This window comes from Thiorhodococcus mannitoliphagus, from assembly GCF_010915725.1.
Taxonomy (GTDB): Bacteria; Pseudomonadota; Gammaproteobacteria; order Chromatiales; family Chromatiaceae; genus Thiorhodococcus; species Thiorhodococcus mannitoliphagus.
Genome location: NZ_JAAIJR010000082.1, coordinates 1 through 25,646, shown reverse-complemented (window position 1 = coordinate 25,646; position 25,646 = coordinate 1). Strand labels below are relative to the sequence as shown.

Sequence of the window (25,646 nt, the reverse complement as noted above, 5' to 3'; positions counted from 1 at the left end):
CGCTGAGACAACGATGCCGATAGAAAAAAATGATGGACAGGAGGCAAATCGGACTTGCGTCAGAACAGAGTATCTACCGGGTTCGCCGGCATCTTGGCTGCTCGGTGTGCGGCCCTAAGGATTAGCTCCTTGCGCTCGCCATGGCGGTCGCTCGGCGTTGTAGGGGCGAATTCATTCGCCCCGTCGTCGATCCGGGGATTTTGGGCGAATGAATTCGCCCCTACAGCTCGGGCGATTGTGCCTTGGTCATCAGTTGGGCCGGTAGGGTGGACGAGCGAGAGCGAAGTCCACCGAATCCCGCGTCGGCGTTGGTGGACTGCGCTGGGCTTGTCCACCCTACGGAAGACGACTGGCCGAAACGATGATCGACGCCGGCGATTGCAATCTTGACAGCCGCTCAGGATTCGAGCGACACAAACTTCATGGCCTGCCGCTAGGGGGTTGGCCGAACGAACCAAGGGGCGATTCCCGTGAACGACAGGTCCGGCAGCACATCCAGGGGTGAGCCGCGTGCTCCTATCCCGTCGAGAGCGGACCTGGAGCGAGCCTTCCAGGTCATTCGAGGGGCTCGTGTTCCGCAGATGCCGGATGTGGTCTTTGCGCTACGGGATGAGTTTGCGCGAGATGAACCTGACCTCAGGCGCGCGGGCGACCTGATCGGGCAGGATCCGGCACTGACGGGACAGGTGCTCAAGACCATCAACTCGCCATTCTTCTACTGTCCGACCAAGATCAGCAGCGTTCAGCGCGCAGTCTCGATGATGGGCTTGGCTCGGCTCGCCAATCTCGTCACCGCGGAGGCGCTCAAGCGTATCCTGGATGCTGGCAAGGGGCCTTCGCGGGTAGTCAGCGAAGCCATTATGGAGCAGTTACGCATGGCTTCCGCCGTGGCTGGGGTCGTCAAATCGGTCGCCCCCGACGAGGCCTATCTGCTCGCCATGATGCAGGACGTGGGCTGCCTTATCTTCGCTGAGCTGGTGGACGGCTATGGCTCCGAATGGCTCCTGCGCGCACCCACGGCACCACGGGCGCTGCTGGAGTACGAGCGCGGTGTGCTTGGCGTCGACCATGTCACCGTTGGCTTTCTGCTCGCTGGTAACTGGCGTTTGCCGGACCATCTCGCGCTTGCGATCTACCACCATCACGTCGCAGATCTAGTAGCGATCGAAGATCCCGCAACACGCGCCTTGATCGCCCTGTCCAGGCTCTCCACCTATTTGGCCAGCATCAGTGACGGGGCTCAGGATGCGCCCGAGATGCAGGACGATTGCGAATCCGCGCGTGATGAACTCGCGGTCGCTGAGGACGACTGGGCGCGGCTTTGCGAGCTAGCGACCGGTCAACCTAAATAGACCAGCCATCAATAGACCAGCCAGCCTCCATCGGTGCCCAATCAGCCGCTCACCGCGGCGCGCTTAGCCGTAGTTGCGCATCAGGCCGACGAGGACGCCCTGGATTTCGACCTCGCTCGGGCTGAAGACCAGCGGCGCCATGTCAGGGTTCTCGGCGATCAGCAGGATGCGGTCCGACTCCTGCCGAATCCTCTTGAGGGTGGTCTCCTCACCGCGGACCAGGGCGACCACGATCTCCCCGTTGCTGGCGGTCTGGCGATGCTCGATGACCGCATAGTCCCCGTCGAGGATTCCCGCCTCGCGCATGGAGTCCCCACTCACCTGCAGGACATAGCAATCCCTCTGCGTGCGCAGATGCTCCGGCACCAGCATGGTCTCAGATTGCGGCACGGCGGCGATCTGCCGGCCGGCGGCGATCTTGCCGAGATAGGGCAGGGCATCGGCTGACCCGAGTCCGGGCGTGAGACGCACGCCGGCATGGCGACCCTTGATGGGTTCGACATAGCCCTCGGCGATCAGCGCCTGGATGTGCTTGTGAAGTGACCCGCGCGAGCGCAGCCCAAGACAGGCGCAGAGCTGGTCCAGGGTCGGAGCCTGCTCGAAGTGCTCGGTGTTGTCTTTCAGGTACTCCAGGATTTCGTGCTGACGGCGGGTGAGGGGCATGGTGACTGCTGGCTTCAAGGCTGGTGATTTTGTGCTAGTCTTGCGGAGAACAAATAGAGAACATCCGCCTGTTTGCAGAGGTAAACCCGATGCCGAGCAACGTCGCTTTCCTTCTCCCCAAGGCCCAGCGCCCGGTCTGGAATCCAATCCTAGAGCCGATCGAGATCGCAGGCGAGCCAGGTGTCGAAATCCCGCTGCTGGGATATGTAACGGCTGGCTACCCGGTCGACCTCATCGAGCATCGGGAGTGTGTCACCGTCCCGCGTCACATGCTGCGCAAGAACAGCTATGCGCTGCGCGTTCGGGGCCACTCCATGATCGACGACCAAATCCAGGATGGCGACATTATCGTCGTCGAGCAGCGCCAGACAGCGGAGAACGGTGAATCCGTGGTCGCCATGATCAATGGTGAGCAGGTGACACTCAAGCGCTTCTTCGTCGAGCCCGACGGCATCCGGCTCCAGCCGGCGAACCCGCAAATGGAGTCCATCTATCTGCGGCACGAAGAGTTGCAGATTCTCGGCATCGTCTCAGGCGTGATCCGCCGCGCGTCCTAGGAAAGCGCTCATCAATTGTTTCCCGATGCGAAGGATCCCGCCCGAAATCCCCCCTGACCCCCCTTTGCGAAAGGGGGGAAGTTGTTGATGGCCACTTTCTAGGCATTGGTGAGTCAGGGGCTGGATTCCATCACCCCGGTACTTCGGCTCGACCATGCCGATGCTGCGCAGCCGCTCCCTGATTGCTGAGAGGTCAAGAGCGTCCCGGTGGATTTGTGAGGGCTTGCGATGACGTGGGGGAGGGCGATCACGTCGATCTGCCTGGCGGGCAGCCTTAGGTGATTTCAGGGAAACAACAGACCCACAGTTCCGATCCCGGATGGGCAAAGCCCTGGCGATGCGCTTCGTTGGGAGTGCTTAGGAAGCGCTCATCAATTGTTTCCCGATGCGAGCGATCCCGCCCGAAATCCCCCCTGGCCCCCCTTTGCGAAAGGTGGGAAGTTGTTGATGGTCACTTTCTTAGGGTCGAGGGGCGTGCCCATCATCCCAGCGCAGCGCTTTGCAAGATGGGCACGTCCGTCCAGCGCCGAGGTGACGCTCAAGCCCCGAGTGCGGACTTTGCCCATCCTACCGACCCGCGCCTTTTGGGTAAGGTCATTTCAGGAGTTCGCCTTATTGGTCGCACGCATCCCTGCTCGGAGGGTCGTTCACGAAGGCAGACGGCCAGCGCCAAATCAGCGCGACCAGGTGCAAAGGCGCTTTCGCTAGGTTGAGAGATTGGCTGCCCTTGGGCTCGCGACGCTTTGCGCAAGGGCAGTCAGCGCGGCGCTATTCGGCAGCCGCTTCAGCTTCGGCCTCTGGCTCAGCGGGTGCGGCCTTGGGGTCGGGCAGCTTAATCAGCGCCTCGGCGACCAGGATGCTCTGCTTCTCTTCGCCATTGACCCATTGCTTCGTCTTCTTGCCCTGGACGGCATAACGTCCGGATCTTTTCTGGAAGATGATGTGATCGTCGGTCTTCTTGATTTGCTGCATTCTGCTTCTCGTTGATGATTGGAGGTTGGAGCTTCAAGACGCTGGGCTGGGCGCCTCAGTCGTCATAGGGGTCATGTCGATAGACACTGGGATCACGCTCGATCTCGATCCGAAACTGCGCGACGAGGGCGGCAATGGCGCCGAGCGCGACGAGCATGGGCGCGAGGAGCGTAAGCACGCCGGCAACACCCGCGCCGGCCGTGAGCGGGATGTCGGCCAGGATCTTGCCGTTGGGGCGACGCACGATCAGTCGCCGGACGTTGCCCTGTCGGAGCAGTTCTTTGACTTTGTCGAGCAAGGCCGAGCCTGTGACGCTGACCTCTTCGCGATGGTCTCTCATGTGGTGAGTCCCTCAGATGACATCCAGGAGATCGGGGCTGAAGCCAATCAGCTAGTTTAACCTGCTTCCGTCGTTTTGGGTGAGCTTGGCGTGCATCTGGCCCGGGATCAGCTTGAGGTTACCTCTCCGCTGACATAGCGCCAGCGCCCTTGCTCGTGCAGGAAATGGCTGCGCTCATGCATGCGGTGTGCTCGGCCGTGAAGCTTGTAGCGGGCGACGAAGGCGACCCAGCCCTCCGCGTCGCCGGGTCCTCCGGCCTCAGTCTCCAGGATCTTGAGGCCGATCCAGCGTATCGAGGCATCCGGGGACAGGTCGGCCGGGCGAGTAGACGCATGCCAGGTTGCACGCAGGTAGTGGGTGCGACTCATTGCATAGGCGACGTATCTGGAGCGCATCAGCGCCTCGGCCGTTTCCGGCAGCTCATCGCCCTCGATGAAGCGCCCGCAGCAGGACGCGTAGCCGCTGCCCGAGCCGCATGGACAGGGTGTCGTGCTCATGTTGTTTTCCCCTTGCTAGGCAGACCAGAGCGGGCCTTCCTCCATGGCCGCGATCTGCTCGCGCAGCTGAAGGATGTGGTCTTGCCAGTAGTGCTGACCTTCGAACCAGGTGAAGGCGGCCGGGAAGGCGGGATCCTCCCAGCGACGGGCCAGCCAGCCGGCATGATGGATGATGCGCAAGGTGCGCAGCGCCTCGACCAGATGCAGCTCACGGTGGTCGAGTTCGCGGAAGTCCTCGTAGCCGGCGAGCACCTCGGCGAGCTGGCGGCTCATGCTCTGGCGGTCGCCTGAGAGGAGCATCCAGAGGTCTTGGATCGCTGGCCCCATGCGGGCATCGTCGAAGTCGACGAAGTGCGGGCCGGCATCCGTCCAGAGTAGATTGCCCAGATGGCAGTCGCCGTGCAGCCGGATGACCTCTGTTTGGCCGGCGCGTGCATAGCAGGCGCGAACACCTTCCAAGGCTTGATCGACCACGCTGCTGTAGGCCGGCAGCAGCTCGGTGGGAATCCAGTCGTTGGCGAGCAAGAAGTCGCGCGGGGCGATGCCGAAGCTCTCCATGTTCAGGGTCGGGCGGTGCTGAAAGGGTCTCACGGCACCCATGGCGTGAATGCGTCCGATGAAACGGCCGAGCCATTCCAAGACGCTCGAATCCTCGAGTTCCGGGGTGCGTCCGCCACGGCGGGGCGTGATCGAGAAGCGATAGCCCTCATGCTCGTGGAGGCTGTGCCCCTCGATGATCGCGGGCGGAACGGCCGGGATCTCACGCTCGGCGAGTTCGAGCGTGAAGGTATGTTCTTCGAGGATGGCCGCGTCGCTCCAGCGGCCAGGCCGATAGAACTTGGCGATCACTGGGTTGGCGTCCTCGATGCCGATCTGATAGACGCGATTCTCGTAGCTGTTGAGGGCGAGCAGATGACCGTCAGTGATGAGTCCGATGCTTTCGACCGCATCGAGAATCAGGTCCGGTGTCAGATCTGCGTAAGGGGTTGGGTTTGGGGTCGTCATAGCCGAATCTTATCGGTCTTTGGAAGTGTTTGCGCAGCCTTCGGGCTGGCGATGGTGCGCCGAGTCGCGCATGATGCCCGTCCTGACCTTGCTCTTACGAAAGATGTCTATGATGCCGAAGCGGATATGGACCCAAAGCTGTCTTCTCTCCTGGCTGCTTTGCTGCCTGCCCATGGGGGCATCTGCGGACGGACTGCGTTTCTTCGTGGTCGGCGATCTGCCCTACCGGGCGAGCGAGGGGCCTCAGCTCGACATGCTTCTCGACAACGCGGTGGCGCAGGGCTCACCCTTCCTCGTGCACCTTGGGGATATCAAATCCGGCAGCGCACCCTGCACGGACGACAATCTTGAGGCAATCGCCCAGCGCTTTCGAGCACAGCGCGTCCCGGTCCTTTACACGCCAGGCGACAATGAATGGACCGATTGTCATCGCAAAGGTGCCGGCGGCTTGGACCCCTTGGCGCGTCTCGAGCGCGTTCGCGAGCTGTTCTTCCGCCACCCCGGTGTCCTGCGGCTGGATTCCCTCGGGCCTGTGCATCCGCTCGGCCAAGGCTTGGCGGAAACCTATCCCGAGATCTACAGCTTCGTTCGCGACGGCGTGATGATCGTTGCGCTTCACGTGGTTGGGAGCGACAACAACAACCGCAAGCGAGACGCTCAGGCCATGGCGGACTTGCGCGGGCGCGATCAGGCCAACGCGGCCATGCTCGATTGGGCCGCCGCGGAGGCGGAAGCGCGAGGCGTGCGCGCCATGGTCATTCTCTTTCATGCCGACCCCTTGTTTGAGCGCCGCCGGGCGAGCAAAGGATTCGCCGCTACCCTGGATGCGCTCGTCGCCTTGTCGGCGAAGTATTCAGGTCAGGTGCTGCTGGTGCATGGTGACACCCACCGATTCAGACATGATCGGCCCTTGAGGGACCCGGAGACCGGCGCCTTGATCGACCGCTTCGAGCGCGCCGAGGTGCCTGGCTCGCCGAGGGTCGGCGGGCTCTGGATCAGCGTTCAGCCTGGGGCGCCCGAGCCTTTCGAGGTCGACGTGGTTTATCCGACGTCGCTCGAGGTCCTTCAGGACAGATGAAGCTCAGGACAGGTGAACCTCAGCGCGGGCATGCCGGCAGCCAGCTCGAGCCTCGCCTTGTATCGGGTGGCTTGTGGGTGGAATCGAGAGGCAGGATGCCGCTGACGGACGCGCGATGAGAGTGGTCCTGCTTGCCGTGGCGACGCTGATCGCCTTTGCCGCGAATCCCCTTTTGTGTCGAGCGGCGCTGGGCGCGGGTGAGCTTGATGCCGCCACTTTCACCTTGTTGCGCGTCGCCGCCGGCGCCGTGACGCTCTGTCTGCTCCTTCGTTTGATGCCGCGTCAGTCTGCGTCCTCTGGCCAGGGGACCTGGCGGGCTGCCGCGGCGCTCTTTCTCTATATGATCGCCTTCTCCTTTGCCTATGTGTCACTCGCGACGGGGACAGGGACGCTGCTGCTCTTTGGCAGCGTGCAGCTGACCATGCTCACAGTCGCGCTGCGCGGGGGAGAGCGTTTCTCCATCCTGGGCTGGGCTGGCTTTGGACTCGCCTTCGCCGGACTGATCTGGCTGGTCGCACCCGGCGTCAGTGCGCCGACGCCAGGCAGTGCCGCGCTCATGCTTTTGGCCGGCGTGGGCTGGGGTCTCTACTCATTGCTAGGGCGCGCCGTCAGCAAGCCGCTCGTGGCGACAGCGGAAAACTTCCTGCGCACCCTTCCGATGGCGCTCCTGGCCTTCCTGATGCTGTTGCCACAGGTGACGCTCTCGCTCAACGGGGCTTTGCTGGCCCTGGCTTCCGGGGCCTTGGCGTCTGGACTAGGCTACGCGCTTTGGTATGCGCTCCTGCCGCTCATGGCGGCAAGCACCGCGGCGACGCTGCAACTCTTGGTGCCGCCTGTGACTGCCATGGCCGGCGTGCTCTTGCTCGATGAGTCCGTCGATCTGCGCCTGGTGGGTGCATCGCTCGCCGTCTTGGGCGGTGTCTTCTTGAGCATCAAGGGCCGCGCCGCTGACGGTCGGGCGTAGGCAGGGCGTGAATGAAGGCGATCATCCGCCCTGATGCGCGCATCCCCTGTTAATATCCGGCGGTATCTGGCCCCTCTACCATGATTCAGGTACATTCAGCATCCATTGCGCAGTCTCTTCCCTTGGACGTGCCGAGCCTGGGCGTCGAGCCGGCCCGGGCACAGCAGCGACGGGCGTACGGCCTCTCGTCCTTGCGGACCAACCTGCTGCAAGGCGAGCGCTCCCAATGAGACGAGCTATTGCCTTCGATCGCTGGGCGGCAGTGCCGGTAGGGTGGACGAGCGAGAGCGAAGTCCACCGAATCCCGCGTCGGCGTTGGTGGACTGCGCTGCGCTTGTCCACCCGGACGACGACCGGCCGCAACGATGATCGACGCCCTCGGGCGCGGCAGGGGCCGGCATCCGGCCTGTCGTCCGTGCGGACGAACCCTGCTTCAAGGCGAGCGCTCCCAGTGAGACGAGGTATTGCGTTAGATCGCTGGGCGGCAGCCGCGCAGCTCCGCATCAGCCCATCATCATGCTCCCGACCCCAAGGCCAATGACTGCTGGGAGTGTCGCCGCTGGTCATCCCTTGACGGCTGAGGCTGCCGCGGAGGTTCTGCGTGCGGGCGGCAATGCCTTCGACGCGGTCGTGGCCGCGTTTTGTGCGGCCTGCGTGGCCGAGCCCGTGCTGGCCTCACTCGGAGGCGGCGGTTTTCTGTTGGCGCGACAAGCAGACCGCTCCCCCGAGGTCTTCGATTTCTTCGCCCAGACCCCCCGAACCCGGCGGCCAGTCGAAGAGACCGACTTCCGACCCATCATGGCGGACTTCGGCGATGCCTCGCAGGAGTTTCACATCGGCTTGGGCGCGATCGCGACCCCTGGCGCGGTCGCTGGCATCTTTGCGATCCACTCCGAGCTGTGTCGCCTGCCGATTGCGGAACTCTTGGCGCCCGCCAGCGACATGGCCCGCCAAGGCGTCTCCATGACCCCCTTTCAGCAAGGGATCAATCGCATCATCGAGCCGATTCTCCGTGCGACCCCGGAAGCACTGGCACTCTTCGCCGATCCCGATCATCCAGATCGACTCGCGCCCGCAGGTGCGCAGATGCGGATGCCGGATCTGGCGAGCGCCCTGGATGCCCTGGTCACCGAAGGGCCGCAGATCTTCTACCGTGGCGAATGGGCGCATCGGATGACGCGCGACTGTGCGGAGGGTGGTGGGCATCTCAGGCTCGACGACCTGGCGGCCTATCGTGTCGAGCGTCGGCCGGCCCTGTGGTGCAGCTACCGGGGTGCGGACGTCTATACCAATCCGCCGCCGTCGCAGGGCGGCAGTTTGATCGGCTTCACCCTGGCACTCCTGGAAGCGGTCGACCTAGGCGCACTCGGGCGCGGCCGTGCCGCACACATCCATGCGCTGGCCAGTGCGCAGGAACTGACGCAACGCCTGCGTCGCGATGCCTCTTTCGATCACGCCGATTGGGCGGCCGCGCTGGAGCCGGAGACGCTGAAACAATTCAGGACGATGATGCAGGATGCTGTCAGTTTCACCCGGGGGACGACCCAGATCAGCGTTGCGGACGCCGAGGGCAATTTGGCGAGTCTCACCCTCTCCAACGGCGAAGGCTGCGGCTATGTCCTGCCTGGCACCGGCATCATGGTCAACAACATGCTCGGCGAGGAAGACGTCAATCCGCACGGCTTCCATCGCTGGCCGACCGACCGACGCATCAGTTCCATGATGGCGCCGACGCTCGTGGCGCTGTCTGACGGGACCTGGGTGGTGACAGGCTCGTCGGGCTCGAACCGGATTCGCAGCGCCATCCTGCAAGTCATCAGCAACCTGGTCGATCTCGGCCTGGACTTGGAGCCTGCCGTTGCCGCGCCGCGCATCCACTTCGAGGGGGGTCTACTGAATCTGGAGCCCCCCGTCGAAGCAGAGATCTGCATGCAGCTCGCCCGCCGTTGGGACAACGTCAAGGTGTGGAGTCAACCAAGCATTTTCTTCGGCGGCGCGCACACTGTCATGGTCGACGCCCAAGGGCGAGCCAGAGGGGCTGGGGACCCGAGACGCGGCGGTGTGGCGCTCGATATCTCGGACTGAGGTGATTTCCGCGAAACAACAGACCCGCAGTTCCGACCCGGATGGGCAAAGCCCTGGCGATGCGCTTTATTTGGAGTGCCGAGGGTCGAGGGGCGTGCCCATCCTTCCAGCTCCAGGCTTTGCAGGATGGGCTTTGCAGGATGGGCTTTGCAGGATGGGCTTTGCAGGATGGGCACGTCCGTCCAGCGCCGAGGTGACGCTCAAGCCCCGAGTGCGGACTTTGCCCATCCTCCCGAGCCGCGCCTCTTGGGTAGGGTCATTTCCGGAGTTCGCCTGAGTCTCGGGACCAAGACCAGCAGCGACCAGTGCCCGCTTCCTGGCTCGCCCTTGCAGAGGAGCCGATGCCCGATCGCCTGCCTGGTCGAGGTTCGAGCCAGGCAGCCTGCGGGGGCGGGAGGCTAGACCATATACGCCAGGGCTTCATCGCCTGGGTGTGGCAGGCCTGCAATGCGCCAAGCCTCGCGACAGGACCCGAAGAGGCGTTGAACCGCGTGGCGGTCCAGGCCATGCGTGCGGCAGATCTGCGACGTGGGCGGCAGGGCTCCGTAGCTGAGGTGGTGCTCGCGCAGATAGTAGATGACCGACCAGTGCTCTGGGGTCAGGGGCCAAGTGCCGTCCAGTTTCGCGATGAAGCGTGCCATCCCACGGTTCCACAAGGCTGGGTCGACCAGAAATCCTTGCGGATCCAGAGGGAGGTTTCGACGCGCCGCAATGGCGTGAAGCTGTGTCGCTGTCTGTCTCATTCCAGTGCGCTCCTTTGATCGGTGGGCCTGTGTATGAGGGCGAGCGGAGAACCGAAAGCGGCTTGCCCTATGCTTGATAAAACTAGTCGGATTTGAGCGCCCGTCAACCCGTTGGGTTGCTGTTTCTCTAGCAGGGCGAAACCATTGGCGTTGCCCCGACATGCAGGGTGTTCCGTCATCAAAGGGTCACAATGCAGCCCTTCTGTGGGGTGCTATTGTCATCAGGTTTTTGCTGCGAGAAGAGTATCTGCGATGGAGTATCTCATTCCGGACGGGCTGGCTACCGAGGCGCTCGAGAGAGAGATCCAAGAGCACCTGTTCTGCCGGGTCGAGTCCGCCGGCGACTCCGAAATCATCTACTACGACACCTTTGACTGGGCCCTCTACAGCGACGGGGGCTTCCTGACCCAGCGAGGTGACATGCTGCGGTGGACATCGCGGCGAGATGGAACCGCCTGCTCCCAGCAGCTCGAGGCGGAGCCAGAACTGGTGCGTGACCTGCCGGCTGGCCCCGTGCGGGCGCGTCTCCCGTCTGGAGCCGAGAACCGTCGTCTCCTGCCCATGATGCGCATCCAGACCAAGACACGGCTGCTGCGGATGCTGGATGAGAACGAGAAGACGGTTGTGCGCCTGCTGCTGCAGAGCCATTCCTTCGAGGATCCGCTGAGCGGCCGCGCGGGGAGCCTCGCCGCACGTCTGCGTCTTGAGGGTGTCCGCGGTTATGACAAGGAGCGCGAGCTGCTGCGTGCCCTCATCGAGGGCAAGCTCGGGCTAGGCGAGTCGGAAGGGCCGCTGTTGGGCGAAGCCCTGAGGATGGTCGGGCGTGTGCCGGGCGACTACTCCTCCAAGCTCGACCTGCGGCTCGACGGCGCGCAGCGCGCGGATGTCGTCACCAAGCAGATCCTCTCCACCCTGCTCGTGACCTTGGAGGCCAACATCCAAGGCGCGATCGCGAACTGGGACAGCGAGTTTCTCCACGACCTGCGTGTTGCGACGCGTCGCACCCGCTCTGCGCTGAGCCAGATCAAAGCGGTCTTCCCAGAGGACGTGGTCGGCCGCTTCAAAGGGGAATTTGCCTGGGTCCAGCAGGTGACCGGCCCGGTGCGCGATCTCGATGTCTATTTGCTCGCATTCGACGACTACCAGGCCAGTCTCCCGCCGGAGCTGCGGTCCAAGCTGGAGCCGCTGCGAGACTTCTTGCTGGCCCACTATGAGCGGGAGCAGGCGCGTCTGGCCGAGGCGCTCCAGTCGGAGTCTTTCAAGACGCTGCTCGGGTCGTGGCGGGACTTTTTGCAAAGGCCCGTGCCGAGTTCCTCCGTCGTTCCGAGCGCGATGCAGCCCATCAAGGCCGTCGCGGACGGGCGCATTCGCAGCATGGCCAAGCGGGTGCGCGCCGAGGGCAGGGCGATCCGCGATGACTCGCACCCGGAGGAGCTTCACGAGCTGCGCAAGCGCTGCAAGAATCTGCGCTATCTCATGGAGTTCTTCCGCAGTCTCTATCCGGCTGCGCAGATCAAGCCGCTGATCAAACAGCTCAAGGTGCTGCTGGACCACTTGGGTGCCTATCAGGATCTTGCCGTGCAGGCCCATCATCTCGAGGACATGGCCGAGCAGATGCAGGCCGAGGGCAGGGCGACGCCCGCGACCCTGCTCGCCATGGGCGCCCTGGTGGGCGGGATGCTCCAGCGCCAGCAAGCCGCGCGGGATGGTTTCGCCGAGGTCTTCGCCGCCTTTGATGATGCCGAGCATTGGGCGCAGTATAGGGCCCTGTTCTGGACGTTGGAGGCGGATAAGAGCAGTCGATGAGGATCCTTGCGACCTACAACATCAAGGGTGGCGTGGGTAAGACGGCGGCTGCGGTCAATCTGGCCTACCTGGCAGCAAAGCGCGGCGAGCGCACCCTGCTGTGGGACTTGGACCCGCAAGCGGCAGCGACCTACTACTTTCGCGTCGAGCCCAAGGTCGCTGGCGGCGGGCAGGGCCTGCTCCGAGGTGGCAAGAAGGGCACCACCCTGGATGAGGTCATCAAAGGCACCGACTTCCCGGGACTGGACTTGGTCCCGGCCGACTTCTCCTTCCGCAATTTCGACCTCATGCTGGACGACGCCAAGGGCTCGACCAAGCAGTTGCGCAAGCTCTTGCGGCCGCTCGAGGATGATTACGATCTTGTCTTTCTCGACTGTCCGCCGAGCATTTCTCTGGTGTCGGAGAGCGCGTTTCGCGCGGCGAACGCACTCCTGGTGCCGGTGATCCCGACCACGCTGTCCGCGCGCACGCTCGAGCAATTGCTCGAGTTCCTCGAAGGACAGGCGCGGCTCGACGGGCTCAAGGTGCTGCCCTTCTTTTCGATGGTCGACCGGCGCAAGCGCCTGCATCTCGAGTCGATGGCCGAGTTGCCGACGCGCTGGCCCCAGTTCCTCAAGACCAGCATCCCCTATGCATCGGATGTCGAGCGCATGGGTGTGCAACGTATGCCGCTCCCCGCCTATGCACCCTTGAGTCCCGCAGCCCTTGCCTATCAAAGCCTCTGGGCTGAGGTGTGCGAGAATCTGCCTGGGTAAGCCAGCTGCCGGGTTGCTTCACTTGCCATTCGCCCTCTCCGAAACAGCCCCCGCGCCTGGCAATCGAGCCGGATGTGTTGCAGGCGAGCCGGATGTGTTGCAGGCTTGAGTGTCGCCGCGCGCGGGTCATCCAAGGGACGCTGTAGCCAATGAAAACTCACCTCGACTGGTCGGCCTACAAGGACGCCGGCATGGGCGACGCCTACGCCGATATCCCCAAGCATGGAGGCGATTTCGCCAAGGCCGTTGCAGTCTGTATCAACAGCCGACAATGCGAATCCCAGGGCAAGCAGGTGATGTGCCCGAGCTTCAAGGTGACCGGCAATCCCAATCTCTCGACGGGTGGTCGCGTACGCTTGCTCAAGACCGCGCTCTCCAGCGACTTGGCCGAGGAGGCTCTGGCCGACCCGACCCTGGCCGAGGCCATGGATCTCTGTGTCGCCTGTAAAGGCTGCAAGCGCGAGTGCGAGGCCAACGTCGACATGGCCCTCATCAAGGCCGAGTACCTGGCCCAGCGGACCGCGCGCTCAGGCCCGAGCTTGCGTGGCCGGCTCTTCGCCCAGGCACCGCGATGGCTCCATCGCGCATCTTGGCTGCGCGCCCTCATCCGCTGGCGTAATCGGCGTCCATGGCTGGCGCGGCTGAGCGAGCGCGTCCTGGGCCTGAGCGCGGAGCGGCCGCTCCCAGAGCCAGTCGACAAGCCCTTTCGCGCGTCGCAGACCCATGCCTCGGCGCCGCTGAACGCAGGCGAAGAGCGGCCGGAGGTGGTCCTCTTGGTCGATACCTTTACGCGCTATTTCGAGCCGGATATCGCCGAGGCGGCAATTCGCGTCCTAGAGGCCGGCGGTTACCGGGTCGAGGTCGCCGAGCCATCCGCCAGCACGCCGGACCCCGAGCGGCCACTCTGCTGTGGCCGAACCTATCTCGCCCAGGGCATGGTCGAGGCCTCGCGCGCCGAGGCCAAGCGGCTGGTCGATGCCGTGCTCCCGCATATCGAGGCCGGTCGGATGCTGGTGGGGCTGGAGGCTTCCTGCGTGCTCGGTCTGCGCGAAGACGCCCAGGCGCTCGGGCTTGGCGAGACCATGGAGCGCGTCGGCGGTCACATCCTGCTCTTCGAGGAGTTTCTCGCGCGCGAGACCATGGCCGGTCGTCTCAAGCTGCCGCTCAAGGCGCTCGGCGCGGGCGAGACGCTCGTGCACGGCCACTGCCATCAGAAGGCCGTCGGCGCCATGAAGTCCATGCGCCGCGTCCTCAAGCTGATCCCAGAGCACGACTTCGCGATGATCGACGCGGGTTGCTGCGGCATGGCCGGCACCTTCGGGCTCGAGTCCGAGCATGCCGCTCTAGCCGGTGCAATGGCGGAGCAAGGGTTGATGCCCGCGCTGCGCGACAAGCCCAGCGCCCGGGTGGTCGCCAATGGCTTCTCCTGCCGTCAGCAGATGCAGGCGCTTGGCGATGAGCGTCCACGCCACCTGGCGGTGCTCTTGGCGGAGGCGCTTGCAGACGCCTAGTAAAGTGTCCATCGACAACTTCCCCCTTTCGCAAAGGGGGGCTAGGGGGGATTTCGGGGCTAGGGGGGATTTCGCGGGGGTGGGTGGTGACTGGTCTTGCGTCTCTGGATCTCTACCGGACGGGCTCAAGGTCGTCGAGGAATTCCGACGCCGGCTCAACCCCGCTGACCATCAAGTGATCCCGAGCGCGCGTGCAGGCGACGTACAGCAAGTGGCGTTCGGTGTTGTAGACCTCTTCCAGATCGCTATCCTCGGTCACGGTCTCGATGCGTGACTGGGACGGGATGACTTCGTCATCACAGGCCATCACCGCCACGGCGCGAAACTCAAGACCCTTGGCCAGGTGCATGGTGCCGATGGAGAGATGCCCGTGCCTGGTCTCGACATGCGCATCCAGCCATTTGCACGGGCATCCGCTTTGCGTCACGACGGCGCGGGCGCGCTCCAGCTCCGCCTCGGAACGCACGAAGACGCCGATCTCATGCGGCGTGATGCCCTCGCCAGGCTATCCGTGAAGGTGTCGGCGATGCGGAAGTCCATTCCCTCATTCCTCAAGCTGGGCCACCGTCAAGCCCATCGCTTCCGCCAGCCGCTTCAGCGTCGCCGGACGCGGGGCGATCTCGCTGCGTTCCAGCCGCGCCAACGCGGGCTGTTTCATCTCGGCGCGGGATGCGACCTCGTCCTGCGTCAGTCCCAAGTGTTCGCGCCACGCGCGGATCAGCGGCACATCGCGGAGGACGCGTGAATCTCGCCCGTGTTGGGATGAAAAACATCCACGCCGTGGATAGTGACCTGTGCCCAGTGGTCGGTGTGCGGGTGGCGTCGTCGTGCTTGATGGTCTCGACAGTCACGGATGAGGGCTTGGATGAGGCGAACATCGAGGCTCGCCAGATCGATGCTTTGAGGACAGATAGCCATTTGGCTAATTGCCAAGGGACGGTCGAACAAGCATCTTGTCGGCATGGCAACAGGTTTCCGGCGCGCGCGCATCTCGGCTCAGGGCGGCGGAAGCGATTGGCCAAATATCCATACGCCCTAAGACCAATGGAATGCGTTGCCCGGATGATGATTGATTTTGTGGTGAGATAAGCCCCTCTGTGATCATGCAAGCCTTAGTCATCGACGATCATCCAGTCTTCGTCTCGGCGCTGATCGGCATTCTGCGCGGCATGCCGCAGGGCATCGAGCCGCGCAGTGCCCATTCCATCGACGAGGCACTGGCGCATCTCGAGGCTGATCCCCAGATTGGCTTCATTCTGCTGGACTTGGGCTTGCCGGGGCTAGATGGGCTGAGCTTCTTGCGTGTTATCGAGAAGCGCAAACTGGCCATTCCGGTCATCGTCATTTCCTCCCAGGAAGAGCCGGAGGCCATCCGCGCCTGCGTCGACGCGGGTGCCATCGGCTTCATCCCAAAGTCCCACACGCCCGAGCAGGTGCGCAGCGCCATCGAGCGCATGCTGATGGGCGACATCTACCTGCCGCCGCAAGTCATGCCCGAGGCGGAAGGGCTCCCTCCCTGTCCGCTGGAGTATCGGGCGTTGCCACCGGTGTGCGAGTCGCTCGGCTTGACCCGGCGCTCCTATCAGGTGCTCTGCTGCCTGGCCGAGGGCCGTTCCAACAAAGAGATTGCCAATCGCCTGGATATTTCTGTGCACACGGTGAAAGCCCATTTGGCGCGCCTGTCGGAGTGCCTGCAAACCACCAACCGCACGGATACCGTTCGCGAAGCCATCCGGCTCGGGTTGATCGAACGCTGAGCATGTCATCACCTGGGGTTTGTCGGGGTCTGTCGCGGTGGAATCCTTGGGTGACCGGGCGGCCTCGCACGGGCGCGGCGCGCGCGTGCTTGATCGGGTGGCGACTCGCTGCTGGGCTGCTTGCAGTGCAATTGCTCATCGCTGGCGCGGCCGAGGCCAAGCCGCTCTCCGCTGTCGATGGCGTGCTCGATCTGCGCGGCTGGTCACCGCCGGCGCACGGCTGGCAGGCGGTGACCGGCGAGTGGCTGTTTGACTGGGGGCGGTTTCTCGCCCCGGAGGCAGGCTCGGCGCCGCTGCCTGGAACCGTCCTGCGGCCCTGGAACGGCCCCTGGTGGGGAACCCGAGTGGACGGCGAGCGCATCGGCGGTCAAGGGTTCGCGACCTACCGGCTGCGTATCATCCCGCCGGCGCAGTCACCACCGCTGGCGATCTTCCTGCCCAGCCCGCGCCGCTCCTACCGGGTGTGGGTCAATGGCGAATGGCTTGGTCAGTCCGGCGAGCCCAGCGCCGAGCCTAGGCTGCGCCGCACCCCCGATCGGGAAATCGTCATTCCGTTGCCGCCTGGGGCCGACAGCTACCAGCTGCTGATCGAGACGTCTAATTACATCAGCCTGCTGGGCACCGCGCCGCAGCCAATGCTGCTTGGTACCCGCGAAGCGCTGCAGCGCACGCTGAACTGGAGCACCCTGATGACCCTGCTGGCGCTCGGCGCGGGTCTGGTGTTCGGGCTAAAATACCTGATCCTGCTCATCACCCGGCGGCGCTATAGCGGTTATCTGTGGATTGCGCTCTTGTCGTTCGATATCGCCTTGCAGCGCTTCGCCTTCGCCGCGAATTATCTGCCGGATCTGCTCACGATCAACCAAACCCGGCTGACCTGGCTGCTGATGCTCGCGGTCTTTAGCCTGGGGCCTTTGATCACGCTGCTCGTTCATAGACTTTACCCGCGGACGCATCCGCCCTGGCTGTTGCGCCTGGTGCTAATTCCGCATCTGGCACTGCTCGCGCTGACGCTGGTTGCTCCCTTGGCCTACAGCGAGCTGATGCTGATGGTGATGACGCCCTATTTCTTGGTCGTCGTCTATGCGCTGGTCTATTGCAGTTGGCGCACCGTGCGCACCGAGAATGCCACCGCGCTCTGGCTGCTGGCCGCGACCCTGGTGCTGGCGCTGACCGCCACCCGGGATTTGTTGTGGAATCTAGGCTTTATCGTCAGTCCGCAAAGCTATGTGTTCAATCTGAGCATTTTGCTGTTGCTGCTGGTGGTGCTCTTCGATCAGTACGACATCGACGTCTTCCAGCAGATCAAGCGCCTGACCAAAAATCTGCAGACCCAAGTCGCCGAGCGCACCCGCGCGCTGACGGAGAAAGTCGCCGCCCTGCAGGCCAAGGAGCAGGAGCTCACCAGTGCCTATGCGCGCCTCGAGGATCTCAGCCGCACCAAGAGCCGCTTTCTAGCCGCCGCCAGCCATGACCTTCGCCAACCCCTGCATGCCATGGGCCTGCAGATCGGGCTGCTCGAAGAGCGCATTCAGGATGACGAGGCTCGCCGTACCTTACAAAGTGTGCGCGAGGCGCAAGGCACCCTGAACGAGACCCTCACGGCCCTGCTCGATATCTCCAAGATCGACTCCGGCCTGCTCAAGCCGCGCCGGCGGTCTTTCGCGTTGCGCGAGCTGTTCGCGCGGCTCGGCAGCCAACTGCGACCGGTGGCCGAGCGCCAGGGTGTGGTCCTGCGCCTGCGCGCTGGCGGCTACTGGGTCGATTCCGACCCGGTCTTGCTCTACCGCATGCTGGCCAATCTGCTCGACAACGCGCTCAAGCACGCCGAAGCCAAGTCGATCCTGCTCGGCACCCGCTGGTCTGGCCGGGAGGTCGTAATCGAGGTGCGCGATGACGGCCGCGGCATTCCGCTCGAGCAGCAGCCACAGATTTTCGACGAGTTCGTCCAGATCCAGTCCGCCGGCCAACGCCGACCGCCGGGCATGGGGCTGGGTCTGTCGGTCGTGCGCCGACTGGGTCAGCTGCTCGAGCACCCGATTTCGCTCAGCTCCGTACCCGGTGGCGGGACGCGCTTTCGCCTGTGCGTCAAGCGGGGCGAGCCACAAGAGGCGTGCGCGTCGCCTGCGGTGTCATCCCCCGCCCGGGCCTATGATCTCGCCAGCAAACGGGTGCTGCTGATTGATGATGATGCCAGCGTCCGCGAGGCGACCGCCCAGCTGTTGGGCGCCTGGCACTGCCAGATCCTGACCGCCGCCGATCCTAGCCAAGCGCTCAAACTGGCCGAAGGACAGGCCATCGACATCCTGGTGGTCGATTACCGCTTTCCCGGCGGCGATACCGGACTTGATGTGATCGCCGCACTCGATCAACAGGCCGGCCGCGCCCATCCCGCCGTCATCATCACCGGCGAAGTCGATCCCGACGTCCTGCGGCGCTTGCAAGCCAGTCCCTACCCGGTGCTGAGCAAGCCGGTGGCGCCCATCAGTCTGCGCAGCGCCTTGCATCGGTTGTTGCTGAAAACGGACTGAACGCCTTGGCGGCGGTCTTTGAAGCGCGCGAGTGACCGCCTCGAACCGACAATTTCGTGCTCGCCTGCTGGGTCGCTTGGGCGCTCCTCAAGCCCGCACCACCCGCGCCGCGCGACCGCTTGGCGTTCGGGTGTCCTGACTGCTCAGGCGCTCGGCCAGCGGGGGAATCCCTGGACGGCGGTCGAAAATCACCAGCCAGCCGCTGTTCAGGTTCAGGCCAGCCAGATAGTCGTCGAGTTGGGCCAATCCCTCGGCGAGCGGATCAGGCGCACCGGGGCGCCAGACCTTCAGCTCCATGCCCAGCGTCAGGTGTCCGTATCTCAGGCACAGGTCCATGCGCCCGCGCCCGATGGCGTACTCGCGCTCCAGGGTTCCCCCGCCGTTGACGACTCGCTGCAGGAAGGCCATGAGCACCAGATGGGGGGCGATCTCGTGATAGGGCGCGCTGCCGAGCAATGCCTCGCCATGTTGACGCCAGAAGGCGAGGAAAGCATCGAACAGCGCCTCGGGATCGAGTTCGCCTGTTGCGGTCAGCCAGGTGGGGCGGATTTGCGGCAGTGATGCCTCTGGCGTGAAGGCCAGCATGCGCGGCAACACCTCGCGATAGATGGGGTTGGCGACGGCAATACTGCCATTGACGCGCCGCAACAGGCCGAGATCGGTCAGATATTCGAGACTCTCCACCGGCACGTCATCGAGCGACAGACCCGCCAGCATCGGCTCGATGATGCGCCGCACCCGGGGCTCGCGCAGTTTGTCGGCGAGCTGATCGAGATGGGTAACCCGGCGCAGAATCAGGTTTTCCTTGGCCTGATCGATCAGCGCAACATCGATGGGCTGGGCACGATCACGTCCGGCGGGCAGCTCGAAACAGCATTCGTAGGCCAGGGCATTGACCAGCCAAGGTTGACCCTGGGTCAGGGTCCAGACGCGCGCGAGCGCCTCGGGGGTGAAGACCTGCTCGGTTTCCCGCGTGTGCTCGGAGAGCAGAGTATTGACCTCTTCGGCATTAAAATCGCCCAAGCGCAGGGATTTGGCCTTGATATTGAAGGCACTGCCGCCGGTGATGGGTTCGTCCTCAGAGCTGGCGTGGATGCGATAGTCGCGCAGATCGCGCACCCCGCAGAGCACGATGGTGTTGGGGAAGGAACGGGGACGCTGGCGATAGCCGCCGCGCAATTGGCGCAGCAGTGAGATCAGGGTATCGCCGACCAGGGCATCGACCTCATCAAGAAAGAGCACCAGCGGGCGTTCGCTGCGCTCGCACCATTGGGTGAGAAATTCGCGCAGCGCGCGGGTGGGGGCATTGCGCGCCAGCACCTCGTCAGCGAGTGCGTACAGGCCGGTGTCGCCATGCTCCAGACGGGCCTCGGCGGCAATGGTCTGCACAATGTCGGTCATCGCCAGTTGGATATTCTCGCGCGCCGCCTGCGCGGTTTCGAGATTGGCATAGACCGCCAGATACTGCCCCTCGCGGTTGAGCCGTTCCATCAACGCGAGCAGACAAGAGGTCTTGCCGGTCTGGCGCGGGGCGTGGAGCAGAAAGTATTTTTGCTGCGCGATCATCCGCAGCACTTCGTCCAGGTCCCAGCGCTGGAGCGGCGGCAGCACATAGTGCATCTCGGGGCGTACCGGGCCTTCGGTGTTGAAAAAGCGCATGGTGGTGTCTTCCGGCGGTGATGGGGCGGGCTTGGTGCCTGGATTCACTGACCCCTGAGTTTAACCTGCATTTTGGAGGTGGTACGCGAGCCGTCAGCCATAGCCATTTGGCTAATTGCCGCCTCCATCCAAAACCCGCAAGCTCATTCATCACTGCCGCGTCAATGCCAGGGCGCGCGCTCAAGCTTCGATCCGCTTTGGGAAGATGCCGATGAATGACCAAGCCCGTTCAGGCAGCAGGCCAGACAGCAGGCCAGACAAAATCGCTGTGGTGGGCTGTGGCCTACGCCTGCCCGGCGACATCGACAGTCTGGATGCCCTGTGGCGCTTTCTGGTCGCTGGCGGGGATGCGATTGACGATCTGCCGCAGAACCGCTGGGTCAATGATCTCTATGACCCGCAGCCGCGCGCCGGCCGCACCTATGTCCGGCGCGGCGGCTACCTGTCGGATCTCGCGCGAATCGATCGGTCATTCATGGGGGTGTCACCGCGCGAGGCGTTGCAGATCGACCCCCAGCAGCGTCTGCTGGTCGAGACCGCCTATGAGGCGCTCGAGCAGGCGGGATTGCCGCTGCAAAAGCTCGCCCGCGGGCGCACCGGCGTCTTCGTCGGGATCTCGTCGAACGACTACATCCAGGCGATGAACGACGATGTCCGCCGTGGCAATGCCTACACCAATACCGGCGGGGCCTTGAGCATCGCGGCCAATCGGCTCTCCTACATCTTCGATCTGCGCGGACCGAGCTTCGCCGTTGACACCGCCTGCTCCTCGGGCCTGACGGCCTTCGACGCGGCAGTACGCTCCCTGCGCCTCGGCGCCTGCGAGCTGGCCATCGTCGGGGCGGCGAATGCGCTGATCCGCGCCGAGCCCTTCGTCGGCTTCGCGCAGGCCACCATGCTGTCACCGGTCGGCCAGTGTCGCGCCTTCGATGCCGATGGGCAGGGCTTCGTGCGAGCGGAAGGTGCGATCTCCTTCATCTTGAAGCCACTTCAGGCCGCACTGCATGACCGCGATCCAATCCTGTGCGTCGTCGAGGGCAGCGACACCAACAACGACGGCCGCACCGCTGGCCTGTCGTTGCCGAATGGCGAGGCGCAACAGGCGCTGATCGAGCGGGTGCTGCGGGAAAACGCCATCGACCCGGCCAACATCGCTTATTTCGAGGCACACGGGACCGGAACCGCCGCCGGAGACCCGATTGAGGCCGGCGCCATTGGCCGTGCCATCGCGACCCAGCGGCCTGGCGACATGCCCCTCTTGCTCGGCTCCATCAAGACGAACATCGGGCATCTCGAGCCGGCCTCCGGTCTCGCCGGGCTCGCCAAGGCAATCCTCTGCCTGAACCAGGGCGCCGCGCCCAAGTCGCTGCACTTTGAGACGCCGAACCCGGCGATCGATTTCGACGGGCTGCGGCTCAAGGTGGTCGAGGATCTGACCCCACTGCCGCCGACGCCCGGCCCGCGGATGGCCGCAGTGAACTCCTTCGGTTTCGGCGGGGCGAACGCCCATGTGGTGATCTCCGAGGCACCGTCTCCGGCCCGCATTCAGCCGAGCATCCTGACTAGCATACAATCGGTCACGAATTCGTGTACGCCGTCGCCGACGGCCATGGAGCGGCCCTGGATTCTGGTGTCCGCGCGCGCTCCCGAGGCCATGCGCCGCGTCGCGGCACAGGTCGCGGAGTTCATCGATCAGCGCGGCGAGCGGCTGTCGCTGACCGATCTCGCGGCCACCCTGCTGACCCGCCGCACCTGGCATCCACATCGCGCCGCCGTCTGGGCCGACGACCTGGCGGCGATGCGCTCCGCATTGGAAACCATCGCCCGCGACGCCCTCCCCGACACGGCGGTGCTCGGCAGCCCGATACAAGGTGCGCGCACGGCGTTCGTGTTCACCGGCAACGGACCGCAATGGTGGGGCATGGGGCGGGAATTGTATGCCGCCTCGCGCACCTTTCGCGCCACGCTTGACGAGGTTGATGCCATCTTGCGCGGCATCTCCGACCTGAAACTGATCGAGGAGATGCACCGCAGCAAATCCGACAATGTGATGGCGCGCACCGAGATCGCCCAGCCGGCGCTGTTCGCGCTGCAGCTGGGACTGGTGCGCTGTCTGGCCGAGGATGGACTGGTGGCGGATGGCGTGGTCGGCCATAGCGCGGGCGAATTGGCCGCTGCCCATTGTGCCGGGCTGTTCGATCTCGAGACCATTCTCCGGATCGTCTCGGCCCGCAGCCAAGAGCAGGGCAAGACCGCGGGCGATGGCGCCATGGCGGCGATCGGACTGGGCCTTGATGACGCGGAGGCGCGGCTACGCGACTTCGAGGGCCTGGTGATGGCCGGTGACAACGGGCCGGCCGCGGTGTCGGTGGCCGGCCCCGAGGACAGCATCGATGCCTTGGTGGAGGCACTCACGGCCCAAGGGACCGTCGCCAAGAAGCTGCGCCTGAACTACGCCTTCCATAGCGCCGCGATGGACCGCATCGAGACCCCGTTTCGGGCCTTGGTCGCTGATGTCCAAGGCGCGGCAGGCCAATGTCCCTTCTACTCAACCGTGACCGGCAGCGCGCTCCACGGCGAAGCCATGAACGCCGACTACTGGTGGCGGAACCTGCGCGAGCCGGTGCGCTTTCGCCCAGCCATCGCGCAGATGCTGGACGACGGCTATGGTGTCTTCGTGGAGGTCGGCCCGCATCCGGCCCTGCTGGGCTATGTGAAGGGCGTCGCCCGTCGCGCCAACCGCGGTTGCCAGACCATCGAGACGCTGCGCCGTGGTGAGAACGAACCGCTGCAGCGACGCAAGACGATCGCCAGCGCGGCCGTCGCCGGTGCGCATCTCGATCTGGCGCGAGTGTTTCCGGACCCGGTGCCGCCGCTCGAACTGCCAAGCTATCCCTGGCAGTACGAGCGGGCCTTCAACCATCCACCTCGGCGCGCGCCGCTGGTCGAGGCCAGTGAGATGCACGCCCTGCTCGGTGCCAAGGTCTCGCTCGCGCAGCCCACCTGGGTCAATGAGCTGGCCCTGTCGCGCACCCCGTTCATCGCCGATCACCGCATCCGCGGCACCGTGCTCTTCCCAGCCGCCGGATTCATCGAGATGGCCGTTGCCGCCGGCCAGGCCGCCAGCGATGCCGCCAAGGATGCAAATCGCAAGGCCGAACAGGTCGAGCTGCACAACCTGCGGATCGAAAAGCCGCTGCCGCTCGATGACGCGCGCGAAATCCTGCTGCAGACCTTCTTCGATCAGACCGACCACAGCCTTTCCATCCAAAGCCGGCCGATTGCCGTGGCCAAGGACGGCGAGGAGACGGAGCCAGCCCCCTTCACCGAGCATGTCCGCGCGACCATCGAGCACCGTCCTCGGGTGGCCCGAACGATCGATCTCGAGGGGTTGAAGGCCACGCTGAGCAAACGACGTCGCGCGCCAGAGGAGCATTACCGTCTGAGCGAAGCACGCGGGCTGCACTATGGCCCGAGTTTCCAGACGGTCGTGACCCAATTCCTCGGCGACGGCGAGGTGCTGGTCGAACTGAAACGCCAGGCCGGCGAGTGCGGCGCCTTCACGCTCGACCCGACCCAGATCGACGGCGCCCTGCAGGCGATGATCGGCCTGATCGACAGCGCGGACGACCAGCGTCTGTTCGTCCCCGTGCATCTCGGGCGGTTGGCCGTCCTCGGTTCCACGCAGACCCATGAGAGCGTCTACGCCCATGTCGTCGCGCGGCGCGCCAATCGGTTCTTTCTGACCGCGGACATCAGGATCATCGCTGCGGATGGCAGCCTGCTGGCCGAACTGGAGGACATGCAGGTGCGTGCGATTGGCAGCGGCTCGGGCAAAGCGGCGCTTTTGCTTCAGCATCGCCTCAAGCCCTTGCGCCTGTTTGACGACCGCCTGCCAGTGGTGGCGCCGGACGCCTTGCTGGCCAAGGCGCCGCGCCTCCCCCTCGCCGACCCGGACTCCGACCACGCCCCGGACCCGTCCGAGCTGCGCCGATCAGACTTCGGCGCGGCTGTCGAGCGACTCTGCGCCGCCTTTGCGGCCGATACCTTTGCCGGGATCAGTGAGGGCATGGCCTTTTCGCTCCAGGATCTGGTGACCGCGGGCCATCTCGACGAGCACCGCTGGGGGTACGCCGAGGCCCTGCTCGCGAACGTCGTCGCGCACGGCTTCGCCACGGCCGAGGGCGATCGCTTTCGGATGGAGCCGGCACCAAGGCCTCAAATGCTCTGGCAGGCGCTCACGCGACGCTACCCTGGCTATCACGCCGAGTTGTTTCTGGCCGCCCGCGTGTGGCAGCAGTTGCCGGCGCTCCTGGTCGCCGGGCAGGCGCCGGAGGATCGGTTATTCCCGCAGGCCGGCAGTGTGTTGCTCGAGCAGGTCTTGGAGCAAGGGTTCTATCGACGTAACGCCAACGCCATGCTGTCGGCCGTGATCGCCAACTACCTTTGCCAGCTACCAACAGGCAGACCGCTGCGTCTGCTCGAGGTTGGCGCGGGTCTGGGAGGCGCCACGGCCGGACTGCTCCGCTCCATCGACGCCTCGCGTGTCGAATACGTCTTCACCGACGCTACGGACGCTGCATTGGCGAGCGCGGAACGCCGTTTTGGGAGCACGCCCAACTTCCAGACCCGAACACTCGACCTCTTGACCAACCCCGACGCAGCCGAGCTTGGTGGACCCTTCGACATCCTGGTCTGCGCCCATGCGCTCCACCGGATGCCGAGCCTGCGGCAGAGCCTCGCCGCGATGCGACCGCTGTTGCGCGAGAACGGGTTGCTCGCCCTGATCGAGCCCGAGCGCAACGCCTACTTCGACTTTGTCTTCGGGCTGCTGCCGGGTGCCTGGTCCTTCACGGACACCGAGGACCGACCCGATCATGCGCTGCTGCCTGGCGCGGACTGGCCAGCGCTGCTGGAGTCGGCAGGCTTGGCGCATGTGACCCGCTGGTCGGCTGGCGTTGAGCATGGCCACCCCCCGGCTTCGCTGCTGTTGGGCCTCAACCGCGCCGAGCAAAGGGAGCACTCGACACCCGTGGCACAAGCACCCGAGCCGGTTGACTGGCTCTTCTTCGGCAGCGATGACGCCAGCGGCGTCGAGGCCATGCTGTGGCGCCGAATCGAGGCCGGCGGAGGCCGGGTTACGCACCTCGATATGGCCGGTTCCGCCGACGAGGTGGAGGCGCGGTGCGCGGCCTTCGCGCGTGAGACCGCGTCGGCACCACCCGCGCGAGCGGTCGTCTTTGCACCTCATGCCGGGGTCGCGGACGGGATTGCGGAAGACACGGGCTGGCCATTGCAGAACTCCTGACATACGCCCATTAACTCGCTGAAATGGTGTTATAATTCTGGCTTGAATCGATAAATAAATACG

Annotated in this window: 20 protein-coding genes; 11 read left to right on the top strand and 9 right to left on the bottom strand. The window is 64.6% G+C overall.

Translation table 11 applies throughout. The annotated features are described in order from the left end of the window. Positions 1-581 precede the first annotated feature (581 nt). Positions 582-1,352, top strand: coding sequence for an HDOD domain-containing protein (locus tag G3480_RS17580; RefSeq protein WP_164655193.1), 771 nt, complete (start codon positions 582-584; stop codon positions 1,350-1,352). Between the two features lie 63 nt (positions 1,353-1,415). Here G3480_RS17580 and lexA (G3480_RS17575) read toward each other — a convergent pair whose 3' ends face one another. Continuing rightward, positions 1,416-2,015, bottom strand: coding sequence for a transcriptional repressor LexA (lexA, locus tag G3480_RS17575; protein WP_164655192.1), 600 nt, complete (start codon positions 2,013-2,015; stop codon positions 1,416-1,418). Positions 2,016-2,104: 89 nt separating this feature from the next. Between lexA (G3480_RS17575) and lexA (G3480_RS17570) the strand changes: the two genes are divergently transcribed. Further along, on the top strand, positions 2,105-2,572 hold the full coding sequence (gene lexA, locus G3480_RS17570; RefSeq protein ID WP_164655191.1) for a transcriptional repressor LexA: 468 nt from the start codon (positions 2,105-2,107) through the stop codon (positions 2,570-2,572). A gap of 768 nt (positions 2,573-3,340) precedes the next feature. Here the strand turns inward: lexA (G3480_RS17570) and G3480_RS17565 are convergent. The 4 genes from G3480_RS17565 to G3480_RS17550 form a co-directional block, all read right to left on the bottom strand. Beyond that, positions 3,341-3,544 carry a hypothetical protein gene (locus G3480_RS17565; RefSeq protein ID WP_164655190.1) on the bottom strand — a complete coding sequence of 68 codons (204 nt, stop codon included), beginning with the start codon at positions 3,542-3,544 and terminating at the stop codon, positions 3,341-3,343. A gap of 55 nt (positions 3,545-3,599) precedes the next feature. Further along, complete coding sequence (locus G3480_RS17560) at positions 3,600-3,884, bottom strand: DUF4342 domain-containing protein (RefSeq protein ID WP_164655189.1); 285 nt, start codon at positions 3,882-3,884, stop codon at positions 3,600-3,602. A 107-nt stretch (positions 3,885-3,991) separates the two neighbouring features. Beyond that, positions 3,992-4,381, bottom strand: coding sequence for a YchJ family protein (locus tag G3480_RS17555; protein WP_164655188.1), 390 nt, complete (start codon positions 4,379-4,381; stop codon positions 3,992-3,994). A gap of 15 nt (positions 4,382-4,396) precedes the next feature. Continuing rightward, the gene (locus G3480_RS17550) at positions 4,397-5,386 is read right to left on the bottom strand and encodes a serine/threonine protein kinase (RefSeq protein WP_164655187.1); all 990 of its coding nucleotides are present in this window, start codon (positions 5,384-5,386) and stop codon (positions 4,397-4,399) included. A 112-nt stretch (positions 5,387-5,498) separates the two neighbouring features. On the opposite strand from G3480_RS17550, the gene G3480_RS17545 reads away from it, so the two are divergent. The 3 genes from G3480_RS17545 to G3480_RS17535 all read left to right on the top strand — a co-directional run bounded on the left by G3480_RS17545 (position 5,499) and on the right by G3480_RS17535 (position 9,513). Then, positions 5,499-6,464: a hypothetical protein gene (locus G3480_RS17545; RefSeq protein WP_206171772.1), complete on the top strand. Its 966-nt coding sequence runs from the start codon at positions 5,499-5,501 to the stop codon at positions 6,462-6,464. Between the two features lie 115 nt (positions 6,465-6,579). Then, positions 6,580-7,428 carry a DMT family transporter gene (locus G3480_RS17540; RefSeq protein ID WP_164655186.1) on the top strand — a complete coding sequence of 283 codons (849 nt, stop codon included), beginning with the start codon at positions 6,580-6,582 and terminating at the stop codon, positions 7,426-7,428. A gap of 537 nt (positions 7,429-7,965) precedes the next feature. Beyond that, positions 7,966-9,513, top strand: coding sequence for a gamma-glutamyltransferase family protein (locus G3480_RS17535; protein ID WP_164655185.1), 1,548 nt, complete (start codon positions 7,966-7,968; stop codon positions 9,511-9,513). A 398-nt stretch (positions 9,514-9,911) separates the two neighbouring features. Here G3480_RS17535 and G3480_RS17530 read toward each other — a convergent pair whose 3' ends face one another. Then, on the bottom strand, positions 9,912-10,256 hold the full coding sequence (locus G3480_RS17530; protein ID WP_164655184.1) for a TusE/DsrC/DsvC family sulfur relay protein: 345 nt from the start codon (positions 10,254-10,256) through the stop codon (positions 9,912-9,914). 252 nt (positions 10,257-10,508) lie between these two features. Between G3480_RS17530 and G3480_RS28495 the strand changes: the two genes are divergently transcribed. The 3 genes from G3480_RS28495 to G3480_RS17515 all read left to right on the top strand — a co-directional run bounded on the left by G3480_RS28495 (position 10,509) and on the right by G3480_RS17515 (position 14,328). Then, positions 10,509-12,062, top strand: coding sequence for a CHAD domain-containing protein (locus G3480_RS28495; RefSeq protein WP_240905886.1), 1,554 nt, complete (start codon positions 10,509-10,511; stop codon positions 12,060-12,062). Next, on the top strand, positions 12,059-12,817 hold the full coding sequence (locus tag G3480_RS17520; protein WP_164655183.1) for a ParA family protein: 759 nt from the start codon (positions 12,059-12,061) through the stop codon (positions 12,815-12,817). Before G3480_RS28495 ends, G3480_RS17520 begins: the two co-directional genes overlap by 4 nt. Before the next feature lie 149 nt (positions 12,818-12,966). After that, positions 12,967-14,328 (top strand): (Fe-S)-binding protein, encoded by a 1,362-nt coding sequence (locus tag G3480_RS17515; protein WP_164655182.1) that lies wholly within the window; start codon positions 12,967-12,969, stop codon positions 14,326-14,328. A gap of 112 nt (positions 14,329-14,440) precedes the next feature. On the opposite strand, the gene G3480_RS17510 is transcribed toward G3480_RS17515, so the two are convergent. Together G3480_RS17510 and G3480_RS28490 are read right to left on the bottom strand one after the other, a co-directional pair. Continuing rightward, positions 14,441-14,794 (bottom strand): 3'-5' exonuclease, encoded by a 354-nt coding sequence (locus tag G3480_RS17510; RefSeq protein WP_338114163.1) that lies wholly within the window; start codon positions 14,792-14,794, stop codon positions 14,441-14,443. A gap of 78 nt (positions 14,795-14,872) precedes the next feature. After that, positions 14,873-15,055: a helix-turn-helix domain-containing protein gene (locus tag G3480_RS28490; protein WP_338114162.1), complete on the bottom strand. Its 183-nt coding sequence runs from the start codon at positions 15,053-15,055 to the stop codon at positions 14,873-14,875. A 376-nt stretch (positions 15,056-15,431) separates the two neighbouring features. On the opposite strand from G3480_RS28490, the gene G3480_RS17500 reads away from it, so the two are divergent. Beyond that, positions 15,432-16,085, top strand: coding sequence for a response regulator transcription factor (locus G3480_RS17500; RefSeq protein WP_164655181.1), 654 nt, complete (start codon positions 15,432-15,434; stop codon positions 16,083-16,085). Between the two features lie 125 nt (positions 16,086-16,210). Continuing rightward, positions 16,211-18,616 carry an ATP-binding protein gene (locus G3480_RS17495; RefSeq protein WP_164655180.1) on the top strand — a complete coding sequence of 802 codons (2,406 nt, stop codon included), beginning with the start codon at positions 16,211-16,213 and terminating at the stop codon, positions 18,614-18,616. An 87-nt stretch (positions 18,617-18,703) separates the two neighbouring features. Here G3480_RS17495 and G3480_RS17490 read toward each other — a convergent pair whose 3' ends face one another. Beyond that, a complete protein-coding gene (locus tag G3480_RS17490; RefSeq protein ID WP_164655179.1) occupies positions 18,704-20,275 on the bottom strand; it encodes an ATP-binding protein in 1,572 nt (523 codons plus the stop codon). 211 nt (positions 20,276-20,486) lie between these two features. Between G3480_RS17490 and G3480_RS17485 the strand changes: the two genes are divergently transcribed. Next, a complete protein-coding gene (locus tag G3480_RS17485) occupies positions 20,487-25,583 on the top strand; it encodes a type I polyketide synthase (protein ID WP_164655178.1) in 5,097 nt (1,698 codons plus the stop codon). Positions 25,584-25,646: the final 63 nt, after the last annotated feature.

What these genes read in the sequence shown, in the direction of transcription:
- G3480_RS17565 (WP_164655190.1), bottom strand. Translation starts at nt 3,544, where the DNA reads ATGCAGCAAATCAAGAAGACCGACGATCACATCATCTTCCAGAAAAGA.
- G3480_RS17490 (WP_164655179.1), bottom strand. Translation starts at nt 20,275, where the DNA reads ATGCGCTTTTTCAACACCGAAGGCCCGGTACGCCCCGAGATGCACTAT.
- G3480_RS17580 (WP_164655193.1), top strand. Translation starts at nt 582, where the DNA reads ATGCCGGATGTGGTCTTTGCGCTACGGGATGAGTTTGCGCGAGATGAA.
- G3480_RS17500 (WP_164655181.1), top strand. Translation starts at nt 15,432, where the DNA reads ATGCAAGCCTTAGTCATCGACGATCATCCAGTCTTCGTCTCGGCGCTG.
- G3480_RS28495 (WP_240905886.1), top strand. Translation starts at nt 10,509, where the DNA reads ATGGAGTATCTCATTCCGGACGGGCTGGCTACCGAGGCGCTCGAGAGA.
- G3480_RS17555 (WP_164655188.1), bottom strand. Translation starts at nt 4,381, where the DNA reads ATGAGCACGACACCCTGTCCATGCGGCTCGGGCAGCGGCTACGCGTCC.
- G3480_RS17520 (WP_164655183.1), top strand. Translation starts at nt 12,059, where the DNA reads ATGAGGATCCTTGCGACCTACAACATCAAGGGTGGCGTGGGTAAGACG.
- G3480_RS17515 (WP_164655182.1), top strand. Translation starts at nt 12,967, where the DNA reads ATGAAAACTCACCTCGACTGGTCGGCCTACAAGGACGCCGGCATGGGC.
- G3480_RS17535 (WP_164655185.1), top strand. Translation starts at nt 7,966, where the DNA reads ATGACTGCTGGGAGTGTCGCCGCTGGTCATCCCTTGACGGCTGAGGCT.
- G3480_RS17545 (WP_206171772.1), top strand. Translation starts at nt 5,499, where the DNA reads ATGCCGAAGCGGATATGGACCCAAAGCTGTCTTCTCTCCTGGCTGCTT.
- G3480_RS17540 (WP_164655186.1), top strand. Translation starts at nt 6,580, where the DNA reads ATGAGAGTGGTCCTGCTTGCCGTGGCGACGCTGATCGCCTTTGCCGCG.
- G3480_RS17530 (WP_164655184.1), bottom strand. Translation starts at nt 10,256, where the DNA reads ATGAGACAGACAGCGACACAGCTTCACGCCATTGCGGCGCGTCGAAAC.
- G3480_RS17485 (WP_164655178.1), top strand. Translation starts at nt 20,487, where the DNA reads ATGAATGACCAAGCCCGTTCAGGCAGCAGGCCAGACAGCAGGCCAGAC.
- lexA (WP_164655191.1), top strand. Translation starts at nt 2,105, where the DNA reads ATGCCGAGCAACGTCGCTTTCCTTCTCCCCAAGGCCCAGCGCCCGGTC.
- G3480_RS17560 (WP_164655189.1), bottom strand. Translation starts at nt 3,884, where the DNA reads ATGAGAGACCATCGCGAAGAGGTCAGCGTCACAGGCTCGGCCTTGCTC.
- G3480_RS17550 (WP_164655187.1), bottom strand. Translation starts at nt 5,386, where the DNA reads ATGACGACCCCAAACCCAACCCCTTACGCAGATCTGACACCGGACCTG.
- lexA (WP_164655192.1), bottom strand. Translation starts at nt 2,015, where the DNA reads ATGCCCCTCACCCGCCGTCAGCACGAAATCCTGGAGTACCTGAAAGAC.